A 26247-nucleotide genomic window follows, 5' to 3' on the forward strand; every position below is an offset into this window, starting at 1 on the left:
TCAGGCGCGGTCGGCGTAGACGCGCACGCCGCCGCTCTCCGAGGAGTCCAGGACGCCCTGGTCGACCAGCACGTCGAGATGGGCGCCGATCTCCAGGACGGCCAGCATCCGGCTGAAGACGTCCATGTCGTCCAGCCTCCTGCGGCGCCGGGTCCACGGGATCGCCCGCGCCACCTCGAACGCCGTCGTGCGCCCGGCCCTGACCTGGGACGCGGCCAGTTCGAGCCGGGCGCGGTGGTGCTCGACCAGCTCGTCGACCCGGGTGTGCACGCTGGCGGTCACGGGACCGTGCGCGGGCAGCAGCAGCGTGTCGGGCAGGTCGCGGATCAGCCGCAGCGAGTCCAGGTAGCTGCGCAGCGGCAGGGGCTCGGGAACCGTCTCCAGCCCGATGGACGGGGAGATGTGCGGCAGCACGTGGTCGCCCGCGAACAGCAGCCCGGCGGCGGCGTCGCGCAGAACGACGTGCCCGCGGGTGTGGCCGGGCGTGGCGAAGACGTCCAGGCCCCGGCGGGTGAGCTTGATCCGCTCTCCGTCGTCGAGCCAGCCGTCGGGGGTGTTGTCGGGCAGCGGGTCCTGCGGCTGGGCGCGGTCGAACGCCTGGACCTCGTCCGCCAGGTCCGCGGCGCCGCAGCGGCGCAGCAGCTCGATCTGGCCGGAGTGACCGGTCACGCCGGCCTTGTGCGCCTCCAGCGACGGGCGCTCGCCCCGGCCGATCCGGACCCGGGTGCCGAACGCCTCCCGCAGCGTCAGCGCCTGGGAGTAGTGGTCCCAATGCGCGTGCGTGACCAGGAACTGGGTGACGTCCTCCAGCCGGTGCCCGAGCGCGCGCAGGGCGGACGAGAGGGCGGCGCGGCTGTCGGGCAGCGGGCAGCCCGCGTCCACCACCACCAGGCCGCCGGGGTCCTCGATCACGTAGACGTTGACCGCGTGCAGGGACGGGATGGGCAGCACCAAGGGGATGCGGTGGACGCCGGGGGCGACCGGATGGGCACCCGGCTCGGTCCAGTCGTCCGGTTGCTCGAAGGCCGGTACCGCCACGGCGCATCCCTTCACGGTTTCACGATCAGGTTCGCCCGAACGGTACTTCATCAATGTTTCGGGGTCGTCCCGCGGGGGTGACACAGGGTCGGAATGTGAGTCAGATCGCAGGGGCCGCGTCGCCGGACACCTCGTCGACCTTGCGCCGCGCCTCCCGGGCCGCCCGCGCCGCCTTGTCCCGCCGCTGCTCCGCCTTCTCCAGGCGCCGCTCCGCGCTCTCCTGCCGCGCCACGGCCCGGTCCAGGTCGCGGCGCACCTTGTCCAGCTCCCTGCGCAGACGGCCCACCTCCGCGTCGGCCGTCCTCAGATCCTCCCGGGCCTCGGCGTGCTCGGTCTCGCGTTCGGCCAGGTCGCGGGCGGCCTTCTCCGCCCTGCGGACGGCGGCCTGGCGGGCCCTCTCCCGTGCCTCCGCACGCCGGGTATCCTCCGCCCGCCGCGGCGGCGCCTCCGCACGGGGTGCCTTTTCGCGCCTCGGTTTCTCGCGCCTCGGTTTCTCGGGTTCCGCCTTTTCCGGCTCTGCCTTCTCGCGTTCCGCCACGGGGAACCCGGCGGGGACGAACCCGGTGTGGCTGCGGGGATGGGTGAGCCGCCCCTGCCTGACCTCCTCCGCGATGTCCCCGTCCACCGTGGCCGCCTGCAAGGTGTCCTCGACCTCCCGCACCGCGGGATCGCGCAGCGGCCGGCCCGCCTCGCCCGCCAGGTCGCGCGCCTTCCGTACCAGCCTCGTCACCAGCTCGCCGCGCCGCTGCTCCAGCCCGCCGATGCCGCCTCCCGACGCCCACGCCTCCCGCAGCCGGGCCCCCACGTCCAGCAGTTCGCCCAGGTCGTCCGCCGCGAAGCGGGACAGCAGGTTCACCGCCCACGCGGGCAGCGTCGGCCGGCGCAGCGCGCCGATCCGCTTGGCGAGCGCGGCGTCGCCCTCCGACCTCGCTTCTTGGACGAGGCGTTCCCGCGTGCTCGTGAACTCGCCGGGAGGGACCCCGTAGAGCTCGCGCGCGGCGCTGGAGAAGTCCACCTCGGGTCTTTACCCCTGTGCGCGCCGTGGCAATTGCGTGATTGGGGCCTTGCCGTCCCGCCGATACCGGGTCACAGTCGCAAGTGGCGGCGGAAAGGCAAGGGAGGACATGACCCGGGAAGAAGGCGGTGACGCGCTCGCCGCGCGGGCGGTGGGCATCAGCAAGGTCTACGGGGCGGGGGCCACCGAGATCCGCGCCCTCGACGATGTGACCGTGGCCTTTCCCGAGGGACGGTTCACCGCCGTGATGGGGCCGAGCGGATCGGGCAAGTCCACCCTCCTGCACTGCATGGCCGGGCTCGACAAGGTCAGCTCCGGCGAGGTCTGGATCGGCGACATCGAGCTGAGCGGCCTGTCGGACCGCAGGCTCACGGTGCTGCGCAGGGAACGGGTCGGGTTCGTCTTCCAGGCGTTCAACCTGATCCCCACGCTCACCGCCGAGGAGAACGTCGAGCTGCCGCTGGCGATCGCCGGGACCAGGGCCGAGCGTCCCTGGCTGGAACGGGTCGTGGGGGAGTTCGGCCTGAGCAAGAGGCTGTCGCACAGGCCCACCGAGCTGTCGGGCGGCGAGCAGCAGCGGGTCGCGGTGGCGCGGGCGCTGCTGTCCCGCCCCACGATCGTCTTCGCCGACGAGCCGACCGGCAACCTCGACTCCCGTACCAGCTCCGAGCTGCTGGGCTTCATGCGCCGCTCGGTGGACGAGTTCGGGCAGACGATCGTGATGGTCACCCACGAGCCCGGCGCCGCCGCCTACGCCGACCGGGTGCTGTTCCTGGCCGACGGCCGGATCGTGGACGAGATGGCGGACCCCACCGCGGACAAGGTCCTCGACCGGCTCAAGGACCTGGGCGGATAGGCCGGGGGAGCCGTCACCACCGGGCGGCGGCCGCGCGTCAGCGGGTGTCCAGGAACCGGTCGAGGACGCGGGTGCCGAACCGCAGGCCCTCGACGGGGACCCGCTCGTCCACGCCATGGAACATCCCGAAGTAGTCCAGCCCGGCGTCCAGCATCAGCGGCGCGAAACCGTAGCTGGTGATGCCGATGCGGTGGAACGACTTGGCGTCGGTGCCGCCGCCCATGACGTACGGGACGGGGTGCGCCGCCGGGTCCTCGGCCCGCAGCGCGTCCGCGAGCGCCGTGAAGGTGGCGCCGCCCGGATCGGCCGACGGGGCCTCCTCGTAGTTGACGAACTCGCGGGTGATCTTCGGGCCCAGCAGCCGGTCGACGGTGGCCAGGAACTCCTCGCCGGTGCCCGGCAGGTAGCGGCCGTCGACCTGGGCGTGCGCCACCCCGGGCACCACGTTGATCTTGTAGCCGGCGTCCAGCATGGTCGGGTTGGCCGAGTTGCGGATCGTGCTCTCGAACAGCCGACCGGGCGTGCCCAGCCGCCGCGCCTCCTCGTCCAGGCGGTCGTGGTCGATGGTCGTGCCGAGGGCGCGGGCCAGCTCGTCCAGCAGGGCCCGGACGCCGGGGGTGATGCGCACCGGCCAGGTGTAGGAGGCCAGCCGCGACACCGCGTGCGCCAGCTCCGCGACCGCGTTCTCCGGCGCCGGCTTGGAGCCGTGCCCCGCCTTGCCGCGCGCGGTCAGCCGCATCCACATGGTGCCGCGCTCGCCGGTCGCGATCGGGTAGATCCGCCGCCCGCCGGGCGCCGCGACGCTGAACCCCCCGGACTCGCTGATCGCCTCGGTGCAGCCGGTGAACAGGTCGCGGTGCTCACGTACCACGTACCGGGAGCCGAAGTCGCCGGTGCACTCCTCGTCCGCGAGGAACGCCAGGATCAGGTCGCCGCGGGTGCGCCGCCCCTCGCGCAGCCGCCGCCGGACGACCGCGAGGGTCATGGCGAGGGTGCCCTTCATGTCGACCGCGCCGCGTCCCCACACGCACCCGTCGGCGTCGGCGATCTCGCCGGAGAACGGGTGCGTGCTCCAGTCGGCGGGCTCGGCCGGGACCACGTCCAGGTGCCCGTGGATCAGGAACGCCGGATGGGACGGGTCGGTGCCGGCGATCCGGGCCAGTACGCTGGCCCGGCCCCGCGCCGACTCGACGACGACCGGCTCGGCGCCGGCCTCGTCCAGCAGCGCCGCGACATGCTCGGCGGCGGGCCGCTCCGGGTCCGCGTCGCCCTCGCCCCGGTTCACGGTCGCGAAACGGATGAGATCCGAGCAGAGCGCGGCGGCCTCGTCGCCGGCGCCCGTTTCCGTTACCCGCGGACTCGTCACCATCCCGCCTTCCCCGGCCGTTCCGGACCGGAATAGGTGATCGTCTTCATGCCCATGAAAGGTCCCTCCGCTTCGGCGGCCCGGACGGGCGCGACCCCAGGATTCATGATCATTACCACATCATCTCGATCCGATGAAGAATCGCCCGTCGCCTTACCTGGAAGGCGTCCGCGATACGACGCTTCCTGGAACGCGCCGGGAGGCTCCCACCCGGCGCAGGCTCCCGACGATCCAGGGGGAAGACCATGGCCAACCGGAGGTGTGCGCGCCGGAGCGCCGCCATGCTCATCGCGGCGGCGCTGGCGACGACGGGCCTGTCGGCGTGCGGCGGCGACGGCGGGTCCGGCGACGAGACGTTCACGGCCGGGCACTCCGAACCCGACCACCTGATCCCCGGCAACACCACGAGCAGCTACTCCTTCGACGTGCTCGACGAGCTGTTCGACAACCTGGTGGGGCTCACCAAGGACGGCGCGACCGTCAACCAGGCCGCCCAGTCCGTCACCACCGAGGACCAGCGGGTCTGGACGATCAAGATCCGTCCCGGGCAGAGGTTCCACAACGGCGAGCCGGTCACCGCGGCCAGCTTCGCCGACGCCTGGAACCACGCCGCCTACGGACCCAACGCCTACGAGGCCAACGACTACTTCTCGCAGATCGAAGGCTATGACGATCTGAACCCCGAGGACGAGAAGGCCAAGCCCGCGACCGACAGGATGTCCGGGCTGGAGGTGGTGAACGACACCACGCTGCGGGTCACGCTCACCGAGAAGTTCAACCAGTTCCCGCAACTGCTGACCTACCCGGCGTTCGCGCCGATGCCCAAGGCCGCCTTCGCCGACCTCAAGGCGTACGAGGAGGCGCCGATCGGCAACGGCCCGTACCAGGTCAGCGGCAAGTGGGAACGCAACAAGCAGATCAAGCTGGTACCGTTCCCCGGCTACACCGGACCGCGCAAGCCCAGGAACAAGGGCATCATCTGGAAGAGCTACTCCAGCGCCGACACCGCCTACACCGACCTGCGGGCGGGCCGGATCGACGTGCTCCAGACGATCCCCGCGGCCAAGGTGCCCGAGGCCAAGCGGCTGTTCGGCGACCGGTTCCTGCCGCGCAAGACCGGCACGATGGACTACCTCGGCTTCCCGCTCTTCGACAAGCGGTACGCCAACGCCGACCTGCGCAAGGCCATCTCGATGGCGGTCGACCGCAACGGGATCAACAAGGCCGTCTACAACGGCGACTACCTGGTGGCCGACTCGCTGATCCCCCAGATCATCAAGGGGCATCGCCCCGGCGCGTGCGGGCGGCTGTGCACCTACGACCCGGCCGAGGCCAAGCGGCTGTTCGACAGGGCGGGCGGATTCTCCGGGACGATGGAACTGTACTTCTCGAACGCGCAGCCGACCTATTACCAGTGGATGCAGATCGTGGCGAATTCGCTGAGGCAGAACCTCGGCATCCGCGACATCCAGTTCCGGCAGATCCCCGCCTCCGACTATTTCTCGATGCTGTCGGCGCGCGAGGAGAAGGGCCCGTACCGGCAGAACTGGGAGGCCGACTACCCCAGCGCGCAGAACTATCTGCAGAACATGTGGGGCAGCGCGGGCAACAAGATGGGCTGGGAGACCTCCAACGAGATCAAGGAGTTCGACGCGCTGATCTCCAAGGGCAACGCCGCCGCCAGCGAGGCCGAGGCCATCGCGTACTACAACCGGGCCGAGGACATCGCCATCCGCGAGATGCCGCAGATTCCGCTGTGGACCTGGGCCGGTCAGGGCGGCCGCTCCGCGAAGGTCGACAACGTCACGATCACCCCGTACGCGACCGGCCTGCTCGCCCACGAAGTGACGGTGAAGTAGCCGCCTATGTGGCGTTACGCTCTCCGGCGGCTGTTGCAGGCGATCCCCGTCTTCTTCGGCACCACGCTGCTCATCTACGTGATGGTGTTCGCGCTGCCGGGCGATCCGATCCAGGCGCTCGCCGGGGACAAGCCGCTGCCCGAGTCCGTCCAGCAGACCCTGCGCGAGCGCTACAACCTGGACGATCCGCTGCTCGTCCAGTACGGCAAGTACATGGCCGGCCTGCTCCAGGGCGACCTGGGGGAGAACTACACCGGCCAGAAGGTGTCGGAGATGCTGAGCGGACGATGGGCGGTCACCGTCCGGCTCGCGCTCACCGCCTGGGTGTTCGAGCTGGTGGTGGGGATCGCGCTGGGCGTGTGGGCCGGGCTGCGGCGCGGCAGGCTGGCCGACACGCTGGTGCTGGGCGGCACCACCCTGATGATCGCCGTGCCGGTGTTCGTGCTGGGCTACACCGCGCAGATCCTGCTGGGCGTGCGGTGGTCGATCTTCCCCACCGCGGGCACCGATGACGGCTGGCCGGTGAGCTACCTGCTGCCCGGCATGGTGCTGGGCTCGCTGGGCCTGTCGTATGTGGCGCGGCTGACCCGCACCAGCCTGGCCGAGAACCTGCGCGCCGACTACGTCCGCACCGCCAGGTCCAAGGGCCTCACCCGCGTCCGGGTGGTGGGACGGCACACGCTGCGCAACTCGCTGATCCCCGTGGTGACCTACCTGGGCGTCGACTTCGGCGCGCTGATGGGCGGCGCGATCGTCACCGAGGGGATCTTCAACCTGCCCGGCATCGGTCAGCAGGTGTTCCAGTCGATCCAGCTCAAGGAGGGCCCGGTGGTGGTCGGCGCGGTCACCATACTCGTGCTGATCTTCCTGCTGGTCAACCTGGTCGTGGACCTGCTGTACGGGGTCCTCGACCCAAGGATCCGGTACGAATGACCGGCACCTGGAGCGGTGCGCCAGCGGAGTGGAAGGTGTTGGTCATTCAGCTTTTGCCGGGGAGTTTGAGGGGTCGTCCCCTCAGGTGTGGCAGGGCCGGCACCTGGACCGGAGCTCCAGCGGAGTGGAAGGTGTCGGTGACATGACGGTCAAGGACGTCGACCAGGGGCAGCATGGGGCGGCGGTCGCGGAGGCCGGTGGCGCGGTCGGCGGCGGGCGGCCCGCGTCGCTGTGGCACGACGCCTGGCGCGACCTGCGGCGCCGCTGGGTGTTCTGGTGGGCGGCGGCGGTGCTCGCGCTGGTCGGGACGATGGCGGTCGCGCCGGGCCTGTTCACCGACCTGGGCAGGAACGAGAACTGCGATCCGAACCAGGCCAGGCTCCCGCCGGGCGGCGGGCACCGGTTCGGCACCGACCTGGCGGGCTGCGACTACTTCGCGCACGTGGTGCACGGGGCCCGGCCGACCCTGTTCATCGGGGTCGCGGTCACGGCGTTCGCGCTGCTGATCGCGATGGTGTTCGGGATGCTGGCGGGCTACTACGGCGGGCTGCTGGACACCATGGTCGCCCGGATCACCGACGTGTTCTTCGGATTGCCGTTCGTGCTCGGCGCCACCGTGATCCTGGTGGCCTTCCCCGGGCACGGCGTGGGCGCGATGACGCTGGTGCTGGTGCTGCTCGGCTGGACCACCATGATCCGGATCATGCGGGCGCAGGTGATCGCGGTGCGGGACGCCGACTACGTGCGGGCGGCCCGGCTGCTGGGCGCCTCCGACCTGCGGATCATGCTGCGGCACGTGCTGCCCAACGCGCTGGCGCCGGTGATCGTGGTGGCCACCCTGAACGTGGGCAACGTGATCTCCGGCGAGGCCACCCTGGACTTCCTGGGCGTCGGCCTCCAGTACCCGCAGGTGTCCTGGGGGCTTCAGCTCAACCTGGCGCAGTCCTACTTCGTCGAGCACCCGCACCTGCTGGTGTTCCCCGCGGCGTTCCTGTCGGCGACGGTGCTGAGCTTCCTGCTGCTCGGCGACGCCGTACGGGACGCCCTCGACCCGAAACTGCGATGACGATGGCCAAGCTTCTCGAGGTCGACGACCTGCATGTGCGGTTCCGCGTCCGGGACCAGGACGTGCGGGCCGTCAACGGGCTCTCCTACACCCTGGACGAGGGCGAGACGGTCGCGATCCTCGGCGAGTCCGGGTCGGGGAAGAGCGTCGCGGCGCAGGCCGTGATGGGCATCCTGGACACGCCGCCGGCGCGGATCACGAAGGGGTCGGTGCGGCTGCGCGGCGAGGAGCTGCTGGGCCTGCCGGAGCGCCGCCGCCGCGCCTACCGCGGCGACCGGATCTCGATGATCTTCCAGGACGCGCTGACCGCGCTGAACCCCGTGTTCACCGTGGGCGACCAGATCTGCGAGATGTTCCAGGTGCATCGCGGGATGCGCCGCAAGGAGGCCAAGGCCCGGGCGGTCGAGCTGATGGAGCGGGTGCGGATCCCCTCGGCCCGCGACCGCCTCGGCGACCACCCGCACCATTTCTCGGGCGGCATGCGGCAGCGGATCATGATCGCGATGGCGCTGGCCCTGGAGCCCGACGTGCTGATCGCCGACGAGCCCACCACCGCGCTGGACGTGACCGTCCAGGCGCAGATCATGCGGCTGCTGGCGGACCTTCAGGACGAGCTGCGCATGGGCCTGGTCCTCATCACCCACGACCTCGGCGTGGTCGCCGGCGTCGCCGACCGCATCGTGGTGATGTACGCGGGGTCGGTGGCCGAGCAGGCACCGGCTCGGGACCTGTACGCACGCCCCGCCCACCCGTACACGAAAGGGCTGCTGGCCTCGGTGCCCCGCCTGGACCGCGGCGGCGGCAGGCTCGTGCCCATCCGGGGCGTGCCGCCGAACCCGGCCGCGCTGCCGTCCGGATGCCCGTTCCGGCCGCGGTGCCCGCGCGTCGAGCGGGTCTGCGCCGAAGAGCGTCCGGGGCTGGTCGAGGTGGCGCCCGGCCACGCCGCCGCCTGCCACTTCGCCGACGAGGTCCACGCCCATGGCTGAGCCGATCATCGAGGTCGAGGATCTGGTCAAGCACTACCCGGTCACCCAGGGGCTGCTGTTCAAGCGCGAGCTGGGCCGGGTGAAGGCCGTGGACGGGGTGAACCTGCACTTGGACCGCGGTGAGACCCTGGGCGTGGTGGGCGAGTCCGGCTGCGGCAAGTCGACCCTGGCCCGGTTGCTGCTGGCGGCCGAGCGTCCCACGTCCGGCACGGTCCGTTTCGAGGGGCGCGACATCTTCGCTCTGCCGCGCCGGGAGCTGCGCGCGCTGCGCCGCCGCATCCAGATGGTCCTTCAGGACCCGTACTCCTCGCTCAACCCCCGCATGACCGTGGGCGACATCGTGGGTGAGCCGTTCGCCATCCACCCCGAGGTCGCCCCCAAGGGGCAGCGGCGCGCCCGCGTCCAGGAACTCCTGGAACTGGTCGGCCTGGATCCCGACCATGTGAACCGCTACCCGCACCAGTTCTCCGGCGGGCAACGCCAGCGGGTCGGGATCGCCAGGGCCCTCGCGCTGCGCCCGGACGTGGTGGTGTGCGACGAGCCCGTGTCGGCGCTGGACGTGTCGGTGCAGGCGCAGGTCATGAACCTGCTGGAGGAGCTGCAGGACGAGCTGGGCCTGGCGTACGTGTTCATCGCGCACGACCTGGCCGCCGTCCGGCACGTCTCCGACCGGGTCGCGGTGATGTACCTGGGCAAGATCGTTGAAATGGGCGACGAGACCCGGATCTACGAGCATCCCACCCACCCCTACACCCAGGCCCTGCTGTCGGCCGTGCCCGTGCCGGATCCGGAACGCGCCGGCCTGGACGAGCAGGTCGTCCTGGAGGGCGAGCCGCCGTCCCCGCTGGACCCGCCCTCCGGCTGTCGGTTCCGCACCCGCTGCTGGAAGGCTCAGGACGTCTGCGCGGCCGAGGAGCCCGCTCTTGAGGCGCGCGAGGGCTCGTCCCATCCCAGCGCGTGCCACTTCGCCGCGGAGCGAGCCCCCGGCCCCGTGCCCGATCCTTGGCGCCCCGTACAGTGAGGAGATGGCACGGAAGGCGCGGGGGGCGCGTGTTCATCCGGATGTGCACGCCGTCGACGGCGGCGAGGCCGAGCTGCTGCGCGACGCCGACCGTGAGGGCGGATGGGTGCTGTGCGTCGGCGGTGTCCCGCAGTCGTACGTGGACCTGTCCGACCCTACGTACCTCGACTTCGAGTACATGCAGATGATGGGCGCGGTCGTCGACGTCCGCGAGCCCGCGGGCGTCGCGCTGGACGCCGTCCACATCGGCGGTGGCGGGCTCACCCTGCCCCGCTACATCGCCGCCACCCGTCCGGGCTCGCGGCAGGTCGTGTTCGAGCCGGACCGCGAGCTGGTGCGCCTGGTACGGGAGCGGCTGCCGGTGCGGAACGTGCCGGGCCTGCGGATCAGGATCACCGACGGCCGGTCGGGGATGGCCGCGCTGGCCGACGAGGCCGACGACCTGGTGGTGATGGACGCGTTCGTGGAGGGGTCCATGCCGGTGGAGCTGGCCACCCGCGAGTCCACGCTGGAGGTGCGCAGGGTGCTGCGGCCCGGCGGGGTCTACCTGATGAACGTCGCCGACGGGTTCCGGCTGGGTTACGCGCGCCGGGTGGTGGCGACGGTGCGGTCGGTGTTCCGGCACGTGATGCTGCTCGGGGAGCCGGGCGTGCTGCGCGGGCGCCGGTTCGGCAACCTGATCGTCGCCGCGTCGGGCGAGCCGCTGCCGGTGGACGAGGTGACCCGGCGCGGGGCGGGCGCCGCGTTCCCCGTCCGCGTGATGGCGGGCGACGTGCTCGGCGGGTTCTGCGGGGGCTCCGCGCCGCTGCGCGACGGCGAGGACGTGCGGGCTCCCGAACCGCCGCCGCAGGTCTTCGGCCGCTCCTGACGCGCCGCCGCCCATGCCCGCCCCTTTACCGCGGGAAAATATGCCGCGAAACGACACGCCGGAACGTTCGCCGCAATTCCGTCGGCGCATTGCCGTGGTGATCAGGAACCCGCCCCACGCGAGCCGTGCGACCCCCTTGTGAAGTGCGCAGGGTCGCAGAACGTGAATAGAAAAACGCATGGGGTAACCAAGGCTCGACGGGTGCCGGGCGTTGCGGCATGTCGCGGGAGTGTACGGCGTTCGCGCATCTCCCTGCGCAGGCGCAACCAATGTCCCATAATTGAACGATGCAGTCGTCCACCCGAATTCTTATTCTCGGCATGGATGCCTCGGGGGCGATCGTCCAGTTCGACCGCAATGCCGCGGCGGTGCTGGGCACCGGCCCGGAGGACCTGCTGGGGGCCCGGCTGGGCGAGCTGATCGCCGGCGCCCAGGAACCCCTGGACGAGGCGCTGCGGTCCGAGCGGGAGCGCACGGCCATGCTCACCGTCGAGACCCGGCAGGGCGGCACCTACGACGCCGTCGTCACCGTCCACCCGATGAGCGGGAGCACGCCCGGCCTCGCCGCGCTCGCCGTCATCCGCGTCCCGGTGCCGCTGGGCGACCGGTTCCTGGACCCCGCGGTGATCCGCCGCGCCCTCCTGGAGGACTCGCTGCCCCGCCTGGGCGCCACGCTCGACCTGGAGCTGCTGGCACGCGGCCTCATGAGCGTGCTCGTCCCGCACTTCTGCAACTCCGGCGGCCTGCTGCTGATGGAAAGCCTGGTGGAGGCCGACGAGCCGCCGCCGGCCGCGCCCGGCGGCACGCCCCCGATGCGGCGCATGGCGATCGCCTTCGACGACGGCGACCCGATGTGGGACGCGACCTTCCCCACCGGCGAGGTGGTCACCTATCCCGCGGGCACCCCGTACACGCGGTGCCTGGAGACCGGCGCGCCGGTGCTGGTCAACCTGGGCGGCGAGGGCGCGGTGCGGATCGCCGACGTCTGGCGCCGCCCTCCGGTGGCCGACCTGCTCAAGGGCGCCTCCATGCTGATCCTGCCGATCTTCACCGACGGGACGCTGCTCGGCTTCTTCATCTGCACCCGCAACGTCGGGCACCGCCCGTTCGACGCGTACGACATCGAGATCGGGATGGAGTACGCCAGCCGGGCGGCGATCTTCATCGAGAGCGCCCGCAGGTACGGCAGGGAGCGGGCCACCGCGCTCACCCTCCAGCGCGCGATGCTGCCGACCGGGCTGTCCGCGCCGTCCTCGGTCGAGGTGCACCACCGCTACCTGCCGGGCAGCCGGATGATCGAGGTGGGCGGCGACTGGTACGAGTCGATCGCGCTGCCCGGCGGCCGGGTCGCGCTGGTCGTCGGGGACGTGGCCGGGCACGGCGTGCGCGCCGCGGTGACCATGGGACGGCTGCGCACCGCCATCCACACGCTGGCCGCCCTCGACCTGCCGCCCGCCGAGGCGCTGGAACGGCTCGACTCGCTGATGCGGACCCTGGGCGAGCGCGAGCCGCACTTCGCCACCTGCGCGTACGTCCTGTACGACGCGGTGACCGGGCGGTGCGAGGTCGCCAGCGCCGGGCACCTGCCGCCGCTGCTGGCCCCGCCCGGCGACGACGCGGCGTTCCTGGACGTGCCGCCCGCCCCGCCGCTGGGCATCGGGGAGGGCCCGGTCGTCACCCGCGAGTTCACCGTCGAGGACGGCACCCTGCTGTTCCTCTACACCGACGGCCTGGTGGAGAACCGGGCCCGCGACATCGACGACGGCCTGGCCCGGCTGCGCCGCACGTTCGCCCGCGGCGCCGCGTCCCGTCCCCTGGAGGAGCTGTGCCAGGCCACCCTGGACGGGGTGTTCGACGACCAGCACCGCGACGACATCGCCATGCTCGTCGCCCGGCTGCGCCGCATCCCGCAGGACCACCACGTCGCCTGGGACCTGCCCGCCGACCCGGCCGCGGTGCGCCGGGCGCGCGGCCTGGTCCGCTCCCAGCTCGCCGGGTGGGGCCTGGAGGAGCTGTCGCCGTCCACCGAGCTGCTGGCCTCCGAGCTGGTCACCAACGCGATCCGGCACGCGGGCGGGCGGGTCACGCTGCGGCTGGTGCGCGAGGGCGGGCTGGTGTGCGAGGTGTTCGACTCCTCCGACGGCCGTCCCCGGGTCCGCCACAAGGAGAACGGGGAGATGGAGGAGGCGGGCCGTGGCCTGCACGTGGTGGGGCGGCTGTCGCAGCGCTGGGGCGTCCGCCGCACGGCGCACGGCAAGGCGGTGTGGGCCGAGCAGGAGCTGCCCTAGCCGGCGCCCGTCAGCGCAGCACCGAGATGTGCACGTGGTCGTAGTGGTTCTGGGTGAGGCTGCCCCGGTCGGCCATGGGACGCCAGCCGCCGCCCCGCACGTTCCAGATGTGCTGCTTCCAGATCACGTAGGAGACGCCGAGGCGGCGCGCGTTGCTGATGGCGTACTGGGCGACCTGGTCGCCGTGCCGCATCGCGCTCGCGCTGGGCATGCGCCCGCCGACGCTCTCCATGAAGTCGCACGCCTTGCCGTGGGCGTGGTCCTGGGCGTCGGTGCCCGAGCGGAAGCAGCCGATGGTGGGGAACGGCCCGAACCTGGTGTCGATCTCCATCACCAGATCGCGCATCGTGCGCGTCATCATGTTGCCGGTGACGACCGACCGGACCCCCTGGACGCCGTCCGGCCGGGCCGCCACCTCGGCCTGCCGGGGCGCGCGGGGCTCGGAGGGCGTGCGCGAGGCCGTGTTGAGCGGGGCGAACCTGGTGCCGCGCGGCAGGATCCTCCGCAGCCTCTCGGTCAGGGCCTTGGTGTCGGTCTTGGGCGCGCTGACCACGATCGCGTTGCCCTGCGGCATCCCGAGCGCGCGTGCCTGCTCACGGGAGACGACCGCGTCGACGTCGCCGATGCCCATCGCCGCGTAGGCGCCGACCCGGACCCGTCCCGGACGGTCGCCGCGCCCGGCCTGGACGACGCCGCCGAGCGGCAGGGACCCGTTCCGGCCCGCGGCGAACGACACGGCCAGACCGCCGGTGGCGATCGTCTGCCAGAGCTGGTCGGACCGGGCCGTCTGCTCGGGCGCGAACGCGCGGAACGTGGAGGGGTCCACGCCCAGCACGCCCAGGCGCTGGTCGCCGACCTGCGCGCGGGCCGCGTCCACGACGGTGATCCCGGCGACGCCCTTGAGCCGCCGCGTCCGTTCCACCGCGTCGGCAGGGAGCGGTCCGTCGGCGGCGACGAGCAGATGCGGTGTGTAGCGCTTGGTGAGGGGCGCCACGGGCGGCACCCGGGGGAGCGCGTTCCCCTCGACCGAGACCAGATCACCGTCGCCGGACGGCCGGTCCGGGCGCCAGGAGACCAGGAGGGCGATGTCGGCGGCCAGCGTGGCGGCGAGGGCCGCCGCGATGATCGCCGGTAGCGTCCTGCCCGACCCGCGCCCGCGCACCCGCCCTCCCGTCGCGCCCTCCGTCCCGGCCACGTGTTACCGCATAGTAGACAAGCGGGACCTCTTCCTACCAGCGGGTCCCACAGGCTAGTCCCACCAGAAGGACCACCAGGTCTTGCCGCGGATCTCCTCGGCGTAGCCGGCCAGCGTGCCGGGCCCCTGGAACAGGATGTCGGGGCAGAACGCCCAGTGCTCGGCGGCGACGTGCAGGGCGTGCCGGGTCGTCATCGGGGGAGCGGCGACGCTCAGCTCGAGGGTGTTGAAGCCCAGGCCGACGACCCGCGCGGCGAAGCGGTCCTCCCAGCTGCGCACGACGGCCGACAGCGGAGCGGTCCACTCGTTGTGGTTGAGCGCACCCTGCCAGCCCATCGCGGTCAGCGCGTCGGCGCCCCGGTCCACCGCCGCCAGCCCCAGCGACAGCCCCCGCCGGGCCAGGACGCGCGCGTGCCGGTCGGCCAGGGCGTCCGGGTCGTCCAGCAGGTGGCCGGGGTCGGCGGGCCCCGGGCAGTGCAGCCCGAACGGGGCGAGGTCCTCGATGTCGGCCTCGGGCGCCTGCTCGGCCCAGTCCGCCCACACCTCGTGCATGAACGCGCCGGGCGCGTAGTTCGCGATGTCCGAGACCGGCTCGGGCGCCACCTGCCCGGCCGCCCACGGCTGGTCCGACTCGTCCAGCAGCAGGGGCCACAGGCCGGACGTGCCGTGCTCGGCCCGGAGCCTCCCCCACAGCTCGCCGTCGACGGGTTCGTCGCTGACCCAGAACGCGGGCCGCCGCACGAACTGGTGCTGCGGGTAGCCGGGGTCCGGCCACACCACGTCCCCCGCGGGCAGCGCGACCGGCAGCGTCCGCTCGACGCTCGCGTCGGCGAACAGCTGCGGCAGGTTCCCCGGCAGGTCAAGCCGGAGCTCTAGGTCGTCCATCTCACGCCGTTCCGCTGCACGTCGTGCCAACACCGATCTTGGCACTCCGCAGATGTTAACGGCGCGCGCCCCGCGCGGGGGACCGCACGCCGGGTTCGGCCGTTCGGCGCCGCAGCACCGCGCGGGCGGGAAGCATGGTCGCGGCCGCTCCGGGCCCCGCCACCAGCGCCAGGATCAGCACGAGCGGCACCGGCGGCGCGGACGGCAGCGGCAGGCCGACCGCGCCCGCGAACATCACCAGCGCGACGCCCGCGACCAGCACGCCGGTCGCCACCCCGGTGCCCAGGACGATCGCGGTCTCCAGCCGCAGCGACCGCAGCACCTGCCGCCGGGTCGCGCCGGTCAGCCGCAGCAGCTCGAACTCGCGGCGGCGCGACGCCGTGGCCAGCGCCTGCGTGGTGACCAGCCCGATGACGGCGAACCCCGAGATCGCGGCGGCGGCGACGCGGGTGACGAAACCCTGCGCCCGCAGCTCCCGCGACCGCTCGGCCCGTGCCCGCCCGGCCGGGATCGTCCTCGTCCCGGTGTAGCCGGCGGCGACGCGCTCCACTCCGGCGCCGCCCGCGACCAGGACCTGGTCGTCCAGCGGGGACGTGGCGTGCGCGGCCACCAGGTCGCGGTGCAGCAGCACGTCACCGACGCCCGCGCCGCGCTCGTAGATCGCCGCCACCCGCGGGCGGATTGGGGTGCCGTCGGCCAGCCACATCGGCCGGACCGCCCCCACCTCGGCGCCGCCCGCCACGTTCCGGCTCAGCGCGACGGTGTCACCGCGCAGGTCGCCCAGCCGCCCGGCGACGACCTTCGGGTCGAGGGTGCGCTCCAGGCCTTCCGGGCTCACGCCGCGGGCCGGGACGGACCTCAGCTCCTCCTCGCCCAGCTCCCGGACGACCATCACCACGGTCGTGTCCTTCACGGCGGTCGCCGCCGTCACGCCCGGGACCGCCCGGACCGTCCGCGCGGTCTCGGCGGGCACGCCCGCGCCGTCCGAGACGATCACGTGCCGGGCGAGCATCGCGTCCTCGGCCTGTACCTCGGCCGCGCGCACCATCGTCGTGTGGACGAACACCTGCACGCCCGCGTACGCGACCGCAAGCGCCGCCGGGGTGAGCACCGCACCCGCCCGCAACGCCGCGGCGCCCGCCGCGTGCGCGGCCAGCCCGCCGGAGACCGGGTCCACGCGCCGTGCCGCGCCGCCCAGCACCCGTGCACCGGCACGCGCGATCACCGGGGCCAGCAGCGCCGTCGCCGCCATCTGGGAGATCACCAGGCCGCCGACGCCGAGCGCCGCCTCGGGGCCCGACGCCGCCGCCGACAGGCCCAGCGAGCCCAGCCCCAGCGCCAGGAACACCAGGCCGGTGACGGTCCGCCAGCGGGGCGTGCGCCGCCGTTCCGCCGCGGCCTCGCCGAGCGCCTGGACGGGATGGATCCGCGTCAGCCGCATCGAGGCGACCCGCGCCGACACCACCGCGATGGCGATCACGATCCCGCACGCGGCCAGCGCGGGCAGCGGGCTCAGCCCCAGCCCGAACCCGTCCGGAAGCACCCCGTTGCGCCGCATCGCCGCGTGCGCGGTCGCACCCAGCGGCAGCGACAGGATGCCGCCGGGCAGGCCGGCCGCCACGGCGGTCCGCGCGTTCTCCCGGATGATCTCGCGCCGTACCTGGCGGGGGGTGGCGCCGATCGCGCGCAGCAGCGCGTACTCGTGGCCGCGCTCACGGATCGACAGCGCGATCAGCCCGCCGACGACGATCAGCGCGACCATCACCGACGCTGCGCCGAGCGAGGAGGCCATGTCGCCGATGTCCGGCCGCGCCGCGGCCACGGCCGGGTTCTCGGCGTCCCCGCGCGCGTCGCCGGTCGCCACCCGCAGGCCGGGCACCGCCGCGCGCAGCCTCGCCACGTCCGGGTCGCCGAAGACCACGAGCGCGTCCGCGCGGGACGGGTGCCCGCTCAGCGCCGCGGCGGTCCCCGGGGCGACGTAGAGGCCCGCGGCCACGATCCCCGACACCACGAACGGCTGCGGGGCCCCGTTCACCTGAAGCGTCGTCCGCTGTCCCGGCCTGAGGCCGGCCGCGGCGTCGACCGCGACCTCACCGGGTGCCTGGGGCGCGCGGCCCGCGCGCAGCACGGCCAGGCGGCTCCAGCCGTGCCCGGTGTAGGTCGTCCCGTCCGCGAGGGCGGCCGGGAACGACACGTCCGCGACCACGTCCCGGACGCCCGGCACCCGCCGCAGACGCCCGGCCGCCGCGACGGGCACGCGGGGCCGCTCGGTCACCGGACGCCGCCGCAGCTCCGGCTCCGAGCCCGGCGACCGTACCTTCGCCGACACCGTCCCCGGGCCCGTCACCACGGCCGCCGCCTCGGCGTACCGTGCGACCGGGGCGTGCGCCCGCGTCGCCGACTCCAGCAGCACCCCGCACGACCCGATGAGCGCGGCGGCGAACGCCAGCGCCGCGAAGATCCCGTACCGCGCGTTCACAGGACCTCCCAGCGGCGCCGCACGGCCTCCACCGACGGGCGCGCGAGCTCGTCCACGATCCGCCCGGCGTCGAGGAACAGCACCGAGTCGGCCCACGCCGCCGCCACCGGGTCGTGCGTGACCAGGACGATGGTCCGGCCGAGCGCGTCCACCGCCTCGCGCAGCAGCCGCAGCACCTCCCGCGCGGTACGGGGGTCGAGCGCGCCGGTCGGCTCGTCGGCGAACACCACGTCGGGCTCGGTGATCAGCGCCCGGGCGATCGCCGCGCGCTGCTGCTGGCCACCCGACAGCTCGGAGGGACGGTGCGCGGTGCGATCCGCCAGCCCGACGCGCCGCACGAGCTCGGCCAGCAGCGCGGGGTCGGCCTCGCGGCCCGCCAGGCGCAGCGGCAGCGTGACGTTCTGCTCCACCGTCATCGACGGGATCAGGTTGAACGCCTGGAAGACGAAGCCGATCCGGTCGCGGCGCAGCCGCGTCCGCTTGGCCTCGCTGAGGGAGTTCAGGTTCACCTCGCCGATGCGGACCGACCCCGAGGTCGGCCTGTCCAGACCGGACGCGCAATGCAGGAAGGTGCTCTTGCCCGATCCCGAGGGGCCCATCACCGCGGTGAGCCGCCCGCGCGGGAACTCCCAAGTGACGTCGTCGAGAGCGGTGACGTGCCCGTAGGTCTTGGAGACGCGCTCCAGGCGTACCGCCGTGCCCGTGGCCGTGTTCATGGGCCGAACGTAGGTTCGGCTACCGCGCGGCCACATCAGTGCGCACTACCGGATCAATGGTGTAGCGCGCTACACCGACAACGGCTCAAACCGTCGATTACCGTTCTCGCGTGAGGACCGCGTTGAGGCGCGCAGGCGCCGCCACACTCGCCCTGGTCGAAGGGCTGCGCACCGGGTTGCCGGCGCTGGCGGGGCTGATCGTGCTTCCGGTGGTCGTGGGGCTGTCCCTGCTGGTCGTCGCCCTGCCCCTGCTGCCCGACCTGATGCGTCCCGTACGGGCGCTGACACGCATCGAACGGCGCCGCGCCGGACGGCTGCTCGGCCGCGAGATCCCCGGGCCGGGTGAACCACCGGACGGTCCCGCGCTGCGGCAGGCGGCGCATCTGCTGCGTTCGGCCTCCACCTGGCGCGACCTGGCGTGGATGGCGCTGCACGGGCTCACCGGACCGGTCGTGGCCATCATGGCGGTCGGCCTGTGGCCGTCCCTGATCGTCTCGCTGACCCTGCCGCTGTGGTGGTGGGCGGCCCCGGGGACCTCGCCGTCGGCGTTCATCGCCATCGACAGCTGGCCCAAGGCGCTCACGATGCCGTTCCTCCAGGCCGCGATGTACGCGGCCATCCTGTTCTGGGGCCTGCCGTGGATCGTGCGCGGACAGGCGCTGCTCGCCGAGTACCTGCTGCGTCCCACCCGTGGCGTCACGCTCGCCCGCCGCGTCGAACGGCTCGCCGAGACCCGCGCCGAGGCCCTGGAGGCGCACGGCGCCGAGCTGCGCCGCATCGAACGCGACCTGCACGACGGCACCCAGGCGCAGCTCGTGGCGGCCGTCCTGCGCCTCGGCCTGGCCGACGGCCGCTTCGACACCGATCCCGGCGCCGCCCGCGCCCTGTTCCTTGAGGCCCGGGAGGGCGTGGAGGAGGCCCTCGCCCAGCTCCGCACCGTCATCCGCGGCATCTATCCGCCGATCCTGTCCGACCGCGGCCTGCCGGGCGCCATCCGCGCCCTGGCCGCCGGGCAGCACATCCCGATCGGCCTGGACCTGGGCGACCCCGGGCGCGCCCCCGCCGCCGTGGAGGCCGCCGCCTACTTCACCGTCGCAGAAGCGCTCACCAACATCGCCAGGCACAGCGGCGCGGGCCGCGCCGAGGTCCATCTGTCGCGCACCGGCGGGTCCCTGCGCGTCCTGGTACGGGACGACGGCAAGGGCGGCGCCGACGCGGCCAAGGGCAGCGGGCTGGCGGGGATCCGCCGCCGGGTGGCGGCGCTCGACGGGACCGTCCGCATCGACAGCCCCGCCGGCCGGGGCACGACCCTTGAGGTGGAGCTGCCGTGCGCGTCGTGATCGCCGAGGACAACGCGCTCCTGCGGGAGGGCCTGGTGCTGCTGCTGACCAGCGGGGGACACGAGGTCGCCGCCGTCGCCTCCAGCGGTCCCGACGTGCTGCCCGCCCTGCTGGAGCACCGGCCCGACGCCGCCGTCCTGGACGTGCGGCTCCCGCCCGGCTTCCGGGACGAGGGGCTGCGCGCCGCCATCGCCGCCCGCAGGGAACTGCCGGGCCTGCCCGTCCTGGTGCTGTCCCAGTACGTCGAGGAGACCTACGCCGCCGAGCTGGTCGCGGGCGGCGCCGCGGGCGTCGGCTACCTGCTCAAGGACCGCGTCGGCCGGGTCGAGGAGTTCCTGGAGGCCCTCGACCGCGTGGCCGCCGGAGGCACCGCCCTGGACCCCGAGGTCGTCTCCCAGCTCATCGCGTCCCGCAACGACCCTCTCAGCGCGCTCACGCCGCGCGAACGCGAGGTGCTGGGGCTCATGGCCCAGGGCCTGGACAACGCGACCATCGCGACCACGCTCTTCATCACCGAGCGTTCCGTCAGCAAGCACATCGGGTCCATCTTCACCAAGCTCGGCCTGCCCCACACCGACTCGGGGCACCGCCGCGTCCTGGCCGTCCTGGCGTACCTCAACTCGTGAGCCGCTCGCGGCCGTGGGAGCATTCGCGCATGGACGATCTGGTGGATCCGGAGGACTGGCCCGGCCGCGATCGCAGCGACGCCGAGCTGGACGCCGCCTACAACGTGCGCGCCAAGGCGGGGGAGGAACTGTTCGGACGCCTGATGGTCCGCTACCGGGAGATGTCGGACGCGGCCGTGGACGGGCTGCCCGGTCACCCCGGCGTGGTCTACGACGAGGCGAGCGGGGAGCGCCTCGACGTGTGGGGCGTCGCCGAAGGGGACCTGCGGCCCGCCTTCATGTTCCTGCACGGCGGGTACTGGAGGGCGCTGTCGCGCGCGGATTCGGCGTTCATGGCGCGGATGCTGCATGAGCAGGGTGTGGCCACGGTCGTCCCCGACTACACGCTCGCCCCGGAGGCGACGCTGGAGGAGATCGTCCGGCAGACGCGGGCGGCGGTCGCGTGGGTGTACCGGCACGGGCGCGAGCACGGGATCGACCCCGGCCGCCTCGTGGTCGGCGGCAGCTCGGCGGGCGGGCACCTGACCGCGATGACCATGGTGGGCGGCTGGCAGCGCGGGCTGGGCCTGCCGGAGGACGTGGTGAAGGCGGCGATGCCGTTCAGCGGCCTGTTCGACATCCGCCCGCTGGTGCGCGTCTACGTCAACGAGTGGCTGGGACTGGACGTGCGGCGCGCGGCGGCGCTGAGCCCGGAACTGCTCCCGGCCGAGCGCCGGTGCAGGACGGTCGTCGCGGTCGCCGAGCACGACGGGTCCGGGTTCCTGGAGCAGTCCCGCCGCTTCGCCCGGCACTGGGGACCGGCCGCCGAGCTGATGGTCGTCGAGGGCCGCGACCACTTCGACGTCGTCCTGGACCTGGCCGACCCCGCGTCACGGGTGAGCCGCGCCCTGCTCGGCCTCGTCCGGGAGCCGTGACAGCAGCGCCGCCTGCTCGCGCAGGTGGTCCAGCATCAGCCGGGCGGACGGGGTGAGCGACCGCCCGGCGGGCAGCGTCACCCCGACCTGGCGGCGGACGGGCTCCAGCGGCACCGGCAGCGGCGCGATCCCGTCGTCGGTGCGGGCCACCAGGTCCGGCAGCGCCGCGATCATGTCGGTGTCCCTGACCAGGGTGCGGACGGTCAGGATCGAGGTGCACTCGACCAGGTTCGCGGGCAGCCGCAGGCCCTGGTCGCGGAAGACCTGTTCCAGCTCCCGGCGGAGCGCGGTCCGCTCCAGCGGCAGCACCCACGGGTAGCCGGTCAGGTCGCGCAGGCTCAGGCCGGGTCTGGAGCGGGCCGGATGGCCGTGCCGGGCGACGAGCCGCACCGGCTCGCCGTAGAGGGTGATCTGGCGCAGCCCGTGCAGGTCGTCGATCGGGTTGAGCCGGCCCAGGATCAGGTCGATCTCGCCGTCCAGCAGCCGCGGCACCTGCGCGTCGAAGGTGGCCTCCTGGACGATCACGGTAAGGCCGGGCCTGGCCGCCTTGAGCGCGGCGATGGCCCGCGGCAGCAGGACGTTGGAACCGGCCAGCAGCGTCCCGATGGTCACCGTCCCGACCTGGGCGTCGGCCAGCCCGGAGATCCGCTCCCCGGCCCGGCGCAGCTCCGCCAGGACGGCCCGCGCGTGCTCGGTGAACGCCTCGCCGAACAGCGTCGGTGTCATCCCGCGCGGGCCGCGGGTGAACAGCGGGACGTCCAGGATCCGCTCCAGCTCGCGCAGGGAGCGGGTGGCGGCGGGCTGGGCCACGTGCAGACGCTCGGCGGCGCGCAGCACGCTTCCGTGGTCGGCGATGGCCACCACCAGGACCAGATGCCGCAGCTTCAGCCGCCCGTCGAGGAGGTCGAGGGACCGCATGTCCGCATGCTATGCCCGAATCGTATACCCCTCATCCCGAAGGGTATTGGAAAGGCATAGCGGGCTGCTGAATCATCACGGGTAGAGGTGCCATGCATATGAACGGCGGGCACATGAACGGCGGGCACATGAACGGCGGGACATGAACGGCGGGACATGAGCGACGACGCGATCGTGGTCGAGGGGAAGGCCCCGCCGCGCGGGCGGTTCCCGCACGTGAAGCGGGCCGGCGACTTCCTGTTCGTGTCCGGCACCAGCTCGCGCCGCCCGGACGGGACGTTCGCGGGCGCGAGCGCCGACCCGATGGGCGTGACCGACCTGGACATCCGCGAGCAGACCCGCGCGGTGATCGAGAACGTCCGCGACCTGCTGCGCGCCGCCGGCGGTGACCTGTCCGACCTGGTCAACGTCACCGCCTACCTGGTCAGCATGAACGACTTCGGCGGGTACAACGAGGTGTACGGCGAGTACTTCGACGAGACGGGGCCGGCCCGCACGACCGTCGCCGTGCACCAGCTCCCGCACCCGCACCTGCTGATCGAGATGGCGTGCGTGGCGTACCTCCCCGAACGAACCCAGGCCGAGAAGGGATTCCGATGACCCTGCCGAAGCTGACCCACGGCCACGCGTTCAACTTCCAGCGGTGGATCGACGAGCACCGCGACCTGCTCAAGCCGCCGGTCGGCAACGTCCAGGTGTTCGAGGACGCCGGGATGATCGTCATGGTGGTCGGCGGGCCGAACCAGCGCACCGACTTCCACGACGACCCGATCGAGGAGTTCTTCTACCAGCTCAAGGGCAACATGGTGCTGCGTGTCATGGAGGAGGAGGGCAAGCCCCCCGTGGACGTGCAGATCAACGAGGGCGACGTGTTCCTGCTGCCCCCGCACGTCCGGCACTCGCCGCAGCGCCCCGAGCCGGGCAGCATCGGCCTGGTCGTCGAGGTGGCGCGGCCCGAGGGGATGCCGGAGGGCTTCGAGTGGTACTGCCTGAACTGCCATCACCTCGTGCATCGCGCCGAGTTGCAGGTCCGGTCGATCGTGGACGACCTGCCCCCGGTGTTCCAGGGCTTCTACGAGGGCGACCGCACGTGCGGTAACTGCGGTGCCGTCCACCCCGGCAAGGAGTGGCCCGAGGAGGCCCGGCCCCAGACTCGCGTCCGCTCATGACAGTGGTGGACGTGCATGCGCACGTCTTCCCGCGCATCTCCCGGGACGAGGCGCGCGTTCTGGCGGGCGCGGGCGAGCCGTGGCTGCGCACGCATGGCGACGGCACCGGCATGATGATGAGCGGCGAGGAGACGTACCGTCCCGTGCGTGCGGAGCTGTGGGACGCGGCGGCGCGGGTCGCCGCGATGGACCGCCTGGGCGTGGACGTGCAGGCGGTCTCGTCCACCCCGCTGATGTTCGGGTACGGGACGGACGCCGCCCGCGCCGCCGCATGGTGCGAGCTGGTCAACCAGCGGATCCTGGAGTACTGCGCCCAGGCTCCCGGCCGGTTGATGCCGCTGTGCCAGGTTCCGTTGCAGGACACCGCCCTGGCGTGCGCGATGGTCACCAAGGCCGCCGCGGCCGGGCATCGCGGCGTCCACATCGGCAACCACGTCGGCGCGCGCTACCTGGACGACCCGGGCATCGTCGACTTCCTCGCGCACTGCGCGGCTGAGGGCATGCCGGTGCTCGTCCACCCGTGGGACATGCTGGGCGACGACCGCATGGCGGGCCGCTACATGCTGCCGTGGCTGGTGGGCATGGCGGCTGAGACGCAGTTGTCGATCCTGACGCTGATCCTGTCCGGCGCGTTCGAGCGGCTGCCCGCCTCGCTTCGGCTGTGCTTCTGCCACGGCGGCGGCAGCTTCGCCTACCTGCTGGGACGGGCCGACAACGCCTGGCACAACCGCGACATCGTCCGCCGTGACTCCCCGCGCCCGCCCTCGGCGTACACCGACCGTTTCTACGTCGACTCGGCGGTCTTCGACCCCCGCGCCGTGCGGCTGCTGGTGGAGGTCATGGGCAGGGACCGGGTGATGCTCGGCACCGACTTCCCGTTCCCGCTGGGCGAGCTGGAGCCGGGCGCGGCCGTCCGGGCGTGCGAGGACCTGGACGAGGAAGCGTGCGCGGCGATTCTGGGCGGCAACGCCGAGCGCTTCTTCGCCCTGGATAAGGGCCATGGATAGGGCCCTGGATAAGGGCCATGGATAGGGCCCTGGATAAGTGCCATGGATAGGGCCGGGGAGAGGGACGAGAGGTGAACGACGCGCAGGAGGCGGTCCGTCTCGACGCGACCGATCCGCTGCCCACGTTGCGGGACGCCTTCCACATCCCGCCCGCGCCCGGCGGCACGTACGCGGAGGCGGCCTACTTCGCGGGGAACTCCCTCGGACTCCAGCCGAAAAGCGCCGCCCGCTGGGTCACCGAGGAGCTGGAGGACTGGTCGCGGCTCGCCGTCGCGGCGCACACGAAGGGCCGCCGCCCCTGGGTGGACTACCACGAGCTGGCACGCGAACCGTGCGCGCGGCTCGTGGGGGCGCTTCCGCACGAAGTCGTGGCGATGAACTCGCTGACGGTGAACCTGCACCTGATGATGGCCACCTTCTACAGGCCGTCCGGTGACCGCACCCGGATCGTGATCGAGGACGCCGCGTTCCCGTCCGACTCCTACGCGGTGCGGAGCCAGGCCGTCCACCACGGCCTCGACCCGCAGCGTACCGTGGTGCGGCTCAGGCCGCGCGAGGGCGAGGAACATCTGCGCACCGAGGACGTCATCGACTACTTGGAACGCGAGGGACGGCACGTCGCGCTGCTGCTGCTCGGCGGAGTCAACTACCTGACGGGCCAGCTGATGGACATGCGCGCCATCACCAAGGCGGGCCGCGCCGCCGGGGCCGTGGTCGGCTGGGACCTCGCGCACGCCGCGGGGAACGTCCCCCTGCGCCTGCACGACTGGGACGTGGACTTCGCCGCCTGGTGCTCGTACAAGTACCTCAACAGCGGCCCCGGCGCGGTCGCGGGCTGCTTCGTCCACGAACGGCACGGACGGGACGCCGCCCTGCCGAGGCTGTCGGGCTGGTGGGGGACCGATCCGGCGACCCGGTTCGAGATGCGGCCGGAGATCTCCCCGCCTCGCTCGGCCGACGCCTGGCAGGTGTCCAACCCGCCCATCCTGGCGCTCGCCCCCGTCCTGGCGTCCCTGGAGATCTTCGACCGGGTGGGGATGGACGCGCTGCGCGCCAAGAGCGAGCGTCTCACCGGCTACCTGGCGGCGCGGCTGGAGAGTGTTCGCGGGCTGGAGATGCTGACGCCCGCCGACCCGGCCATGCGCGGATGCCAGGTGTCGATCCGCGTGCCGGACGCCGCCGGGGTCGTGGAACGGCTCGCCGCGACCGCCGGGGTGATCGCCGATGCCCGCGAGCCCGATGTCGTCCGGCTCGCGCCGGCGCCGCTGTACTGCACCTTCGAGGATTGCCACCGCGCCGCGGCGGCTCTGCGGGCTACGCTCGACCTGGAGCCGCACGGCTGATCCGTAACCGCCGTACGCCCTCGGCGGCCGGGATCGGCTCCGGAGGCGAGATCATGGCGACGGAAACGGCACCGGCGATCCTGCGGGTCGCGGATCTGCTCGCGCACGAGGACGTCCCGCTCACGCTGGTGGCGGGCCAGGGCTCGCTCGGCCGCAGGATCCGCCGGGTGCGCTCCACCGACCTGCCCGACCCGGGAGGGCTGGTGCGGCCCGGGGACCTGGTGCTGACCACGGGGCGGTGGTACCGGCGCCCGGACGACTGCGCGGCGTTCGCCTCCGCGCTCGCCGAACGCGGCGCCGCGGCCCTGGTGGTCGGCCTGGACAGGCTCGGTGAACCGCCGGGCTCGCTGGCCGCCGAG

The 26247-nt window shown here is 73.0% G+C and carries 23 protein-coding genes and 1 pseudogene; 16 read left to right on the top strand and 8 right to left on the bottom strand.

The window, feature by feature from the left end; translation table 11 throughout:
* Nucleotides 1–1038: an MBL fold metallo-hydrolase gene (locus QSK21_RS21325; RefSeq protein ID WP_285698286.1), complete on the bottom strand. Its 1038-nt coding sequence runs from the start codon at nt 1036–1038 to the stop codon at nt 1–3.
* A 100-nt stretch (nt 1039–1138) separates the two neighbouring features.
* Nucleotides 1139–2053, bottom strand: coding sequence for a hypothetical protein (locus tag QSK21_RS21330; RefSeq protein ID WP_285698288.1), 915 nt, complete (start codon nt 2051–2053; stop codon nt 1139–1141).
* A 109-nt stretch (nt 2054–2162) separates the two neighbouring features.
* Here QSK21_RS21330 and QSK21_RS21335 point away from each other — a divergent pair, with 109 nt between their 5' ends.
* The gene (locus tag QSK21_RS21335; RefSeq protein WP_285698289.1) at nt 2163–2909 is read left to right on the top strand and encodes an ABC transporter ATP-binding protein; all 747 of its coding nucleotides are present in this window, start codon (nt 2163–2165) and stop codon (nt 2907–2909) included.
* Nucleotides 2910–2946: 37 nt separating this feature from the next.
* Here QSK21_RS21335 and QSK21_RS21340 read toward each other — a convergent pair whose 3' ends face one another.
* A complete protein-coding gene (locus tag QSK21_RS21340) occupies nt 2947–4278 on the bottom strand; it encodes a M20/M25/M40 family metallo-hydrolase (protein WP_285698290.1) in 1332 nt (443 codons plus the stop codon).
* A gap of 278 nt (nt 4279–4556) precedes the next feature.
* Between QSK21_RS21340 and QSK21_RS21345 the strand changes: the two genes are divergently transcribed.
* The 7 genes from QSK21_RS21345 (at nt 4557) to QSK21_RS21375 (ending at nt 13296) form a co-directional block, all read left to right on the top strand.
* On the top strand, nt 4557–6134 hold the full coding sequence (locus tag QSK21_RS21345) for a peptide ABC transporter substrate-binding protein (RefSeq protein ID WP_285698291.1): 1578 nt from the start codon (nt 4557–4559) through the stop codon (nt 6132–6134).
* Between the two features lie 6 nt (nt 6135–6140).
* Nucleotides 6141–7067 (top strand): ABC transporter permease, encoded by a 927-nt coding sequence (locus QSK21_RS21350; RefSeq protein WP_285698292.1) that lies wholly within the window; start codon nt 6141–6143, stop codon nt 7065–7067.
* A 142-nt stretch (nt 7068–7209) separates the two neighbouring features.
* Nucleotides 7210–8133, top strand: coding sequence for an ABC transporter permease (locus tag QSK21_RS21355; RefSeq protein WP_285698293.1), 924 nt, complete (start codon nt 7210–7212; stop codon nt 8131–8133).
* 2 nt (nt 8134–8135) lie between these two features.
* Nucleotides 8136–9119, top strand: coding sequence for an ABC transporter ATP-binding protein (locus tag QSK21_RS21360; RefSeq protein WP_285698295.1), 984 nt, complete (start codon nt 8136–8138; stop codon nt 9117–9119).
* Nucleotides 9112–10140, top strand: a complete 1029-nt coding sequence (locus tag QSK21_RS21365) for an ABC transporter ATP-binding protein (protein ID WP_285698297.1) — start codon at nt 9112–9114, stop codon at nt 10138–10140. The genes QSK21_RS21360 and QSK21_RS21365 overlap by 8 nt, the downstream gene beginning before the upstream one ends.
* Nucleotides 10141–10144: 4 nt before the next feature.
* The gene (locus QSK21_RS21370; RefSeq protein WP_285698298.1) at nt 10145–11008 is read left to right on the top strand and encodes a spermidine synthase; all 864 of its coding nucleotides are present in this window, start codon (nt 10145–10147) and stop codon (nt 11006–11008) included.
* A 287-nt stretch (nt 11009–11295) separates the two neighbouring features.
* Nucleotides 11296–13296, top strand: a complete 2001-nt coding sequence (locus QSK21_RS21375) for an ATP-binding SpoIIE family protein phosphatase (protein WP_285698299.1) — start codon at nt 11296–11298, stop codon at nt 13294–13296.
* Between the two features lie 10 nt (nt 13297–13306).
* Here the strand turns inward: QSK21_RS21375 and QSK21_RS21380 are convergent, their stop codons facing one another.
* Genes QSK21_RS21380 through QSK21_RS21395 form a run of 4 tightly spaced genes read right to left on the bottom strand, consistent with a single transcriptional unit; the run spans nt 13307 to nt 18571 of the window.
* Nucleotides 13307–14491: a VldE C-terminal domain-containing protein gene (locus QSK21_RS21380; RefSeq protein ID WP_285698301.1), complete on the bottom strand. Its 1185-nt coding sequence runs from the start codon at nt 14489–14491 to the stop codon at nt 13307–13309.
* Nucleotides 14492–14545: 54 nt separating this feature from the next.
* Entirely contained in the window at nt 14546–15376 is an 831-nt protein-coding gene (locus QSK21_RS21385) for a DUF4253 domain-containing protein (protein WP_285698302.1), read from the bottom strand.
* A 55-nt stretch (nt 15377–15431) separates the two neighbouring features.
* On the bottom strand, nt 15432–17855 hold the full coding sequence (locus tag QSK21_RS21390; RefSeq protein ID WP_285698303.1) for an ABC transporter permease: 2424 nt from the start codon (nt 17853–17855) through the stop codon (nt 15432–15434).
* Complete coding sequence (locus QSK21_RS21395) at nt 17852–18571, bottom strand: ABC transporter ATP-binding protein (RefSeq protein WP_285698304.1); 720 nt, start codon at nt 18569–18571, stop codon at nt 17852–17854. The genes QSK21_RS21390 and QSK21_RS21395 overlap by 4 nt, the downstream gene beginning before the upstream one ends.
* A gap of 110 nt (nt 18572–18681) precedes the next feature.
* Between QSK21_RS21395 and QSK21_RS21400 the strand changes: the two genes are divergently transcribed.
* The 3 genes from QSK21_RS21400 to QSK21_RS21410 are packed head-to-tail and all read left to right on the top strand — an operon-like array spanning nt 18682 to nt 21451.
* The gene (locus QSK21_RS21400) at nt 18682–19911 is read left to right on the top strand and encodes a sensor histidine kinase (RefSeq protein WP_285698305.1); all 1230 of its coding nucleotides are present in this window, start codon (nt 18682–18684) and stop codon (nt 19909–19911) included.
* Entirely contained in the window at nt 19899–20537 is a 639-nt protein-coding gene (locus QSK21_RS21405; RefSeq protein ID WP_285698306.1) for a LuxR C-terminal-related transcriptional regulator, read from the top strand. Before QSK21_RS21400 ends, QSK21_RS21405 begins: the two co-directional genes overlap by 13 nt.
* 29 nt (nt 20538–20566) lie before the next feature.
* Nucleotides 20567–21451: an alpha/beta hydrolase gene (locus QSK21_RS21410; RefSeq protein WP_285698307.1), complete on the top strand. Its 885-nt coding sequence runs from the start codon at nt 20567–20569 to the stop codon at nt 21449–21451.
* Here the strand turns inward: QSK21_RS21410 and QSK21_RS21415 are convergent.
* Nucleotides 21407–22369: a LysR substrate-binding domain-containing protein gene (locus tag QSK21_RS21415; RefSeq protein ID WP_285698308.1), complete on the bottom strand. Its 963-nt coding sequence runs from the start codon at nt 22367–22369 to the stop codon at nt 21407–21409. The two genes, QSK21_RS21410 and QSK21_RS21415, sit on opposite strands and share 45 nt — an antisense overlap.
* Before the next feature lie 156 nt (nt 22370–22525).
* On the opposite strand from QSK21_RS21415, the gene QSK21_RS21420 reads away from it, so the two are divergent.
* The 5 genes and pseudogenes from QSK21_RS21420 to QSK21_RS36365 all read left to right on the top strand — a co-directional run.
* A complete protein-coding gene (locus QSK21_RS21420) occupies nt 22526–22969 on the top strand; it encodes a RidA family protein (RefSeq protein ID WP_285698309.1) in 444 nt (147 codons plus the stop codon).
* Nucleotides 22966–23538 carry a 3-hydroxyanthranilate 3,4-dioxygenase gene (locus QSK21_RS21425; protein ID WP_285698310.1) on the top strand — a complete coding sequence of 191 codons (573 nt, stop codon included), beginning with the start codon at nt 22966–22968 and terminating at the stop codon, nt 23536–23538. Before QSK21_RS21420 ends, QSK21_RS21425 begins: the two co-directional genes overlap by 4 nt.
* On the top strand, nt 23535–24545 hold the full coding sequence (locus QSK21_RS21430) for an amidohydrolase family protein (protein ID WP_285698311.1): 1011 nt from the start codon (nt 23535–23537) through the stop codon (nt 24543–24545). The genes QSK21_RS21425 and QSK21_RS21430 overlap by 4 nt, the downstream gene beginning before the upstream one ends.
* Nucleotides 24546–24616: 71 nt before the next feature.
* A complete protein-coding gene (gene kynU, locus QSK21_RS21435; protein ID WP_285698312.1) occupies nt 24617–25888 on the top strand; it encodes a kynureninase in 1272 nt (423 codons plus the stop codon).
* Nucleotides 25889–25941: 53 nt separating this feature from the next.
* A pseudogene (locus QSK21_RS36365) lies at nt 25942–26226 on the top strand (PucR family transcriptional regulator ligand-binding domain-containing protein); the annotation flags it as partial.
* Between the last annotated feature and the right edge of the window lie 21 nt (nt 26227–26247).

The organism is Actinomadura sp. NBRC 104412, assembly GCF_030269515.1.
Classification (GTDB): domain Bacteria; phylum Actinomycetota; class Actinomycetes; order Streptosporangiales; family Streptosporangiaceae; genus Spirillospora.

Coding starts and splice junctions, on each gene's coding strand:
- QSK21_RS21335 (WP_285698289.1), top strand. CDS start 2,163: ATGACCCGGGAAGAAGGCGGTGACGCGCTCGCCGCGCGGGCGGTGGGC.
- QSK21_RS21340 (WP_285698290.1), bottom strand. CDS start 4,278: ATGGTGACGAGTCCGCGGGTAACGGAAACGGGCGCCGGCGACGAGGCC.
- QSK21_RS21345 (WP_285698291.1), top strand. CDS start 4,557: ATGCTCATCGCGGCGGCGCTGGCGACGACGGGCCTGTCGGCGTGCGGC.
- QSK21_RS21350 (WP_285698292.1), top strand. CDS start 6,141: ATGTGGCGTTACGCTCTCCGGCGGCTGTTGCAGGCGATCCCCGTCTTC.
- QSK21_RS21355 (WP_285698293.1), top strand. CDS start 7,210: ATGACGGTCAAGGACGTCGACCAGGGGCAGCATGGGGCGGCGGTCGCG.
- QSK21_RS21360 (WP_285698295.1), top strand. CDS start 8,136: ATGGCCAAGCTTCTCGAGGTCGACGACCTGCATGTGCGGTTCCGCGTC.
- QSK21_RS21365 (WP_285698297.1), top strand. CDS start 9,112: ATGGCTGAGCCGATCATCGAGGTCGAGGATCTGGTCAAGCACTACCCG.
- QSK21_RS21370 (WP_285698298.1), top strand. CDS start 10,145: ATGGCACGGAAGGCGCGGGGGGCGCGTGTTCATCCGGATGTGCACGCC.
- QSK21_RS21375 (WP_285698299.1), top strand. CDS start 11,296: ATGCAGTCGTCCACCCGAATTCTTATTCTCGGCATGGATGCCTCGGGG.
- QSK21_RS21385 (WP_285698302.1), bottom strand. CDS start 15,376: ATGGACGACCTAGAGCTCCGGCTTGACCTGCCGGGGAACCTGCCGCAG.
- QSK21_RS21395 (WP_285698304.1), bottom strand. CDS start 18,571: ATGAACACGGCCACGGGCACGGCGGTACGCCTGGAGCGCGTCTCCAAG.
- QSK21_RS21410 (WP_285698307.1), top strand. CDS start 20,567: ATGGACGATCTGGTGGATCCGGAGGACTGGCCCGGCCGCGATCGCAGC.
- QSK21_RS21415 (WP_285698308.1), bottom strand. CDS start 22,369: ATGCGGTCCCTCGACCTCCTCGACGGGCGGCTGAAGCTGCGGCATCTG.
- QSK21_RS21420 (WP_285698309.1), top strand. CDS start 22,526: ATGAGCGACGACGCGATCGTGGTCGAGGGGAAGGCCCCGCCGCGCGGG.
- QSK21_RS21425 (WP_285698310.1), top strand. CDS start 22,966: ATGACCCTGCCGAAGCTGACCCACGGCCACGCGTTCAACTTCCAGCGG.
- QSK21_RS21430 (WP_285698311.1), top strand. CDS start 23,535: ATGACAGTGGTGGACGTGCATGCGCACGTCTTCCCGCGCATCTCCCGG.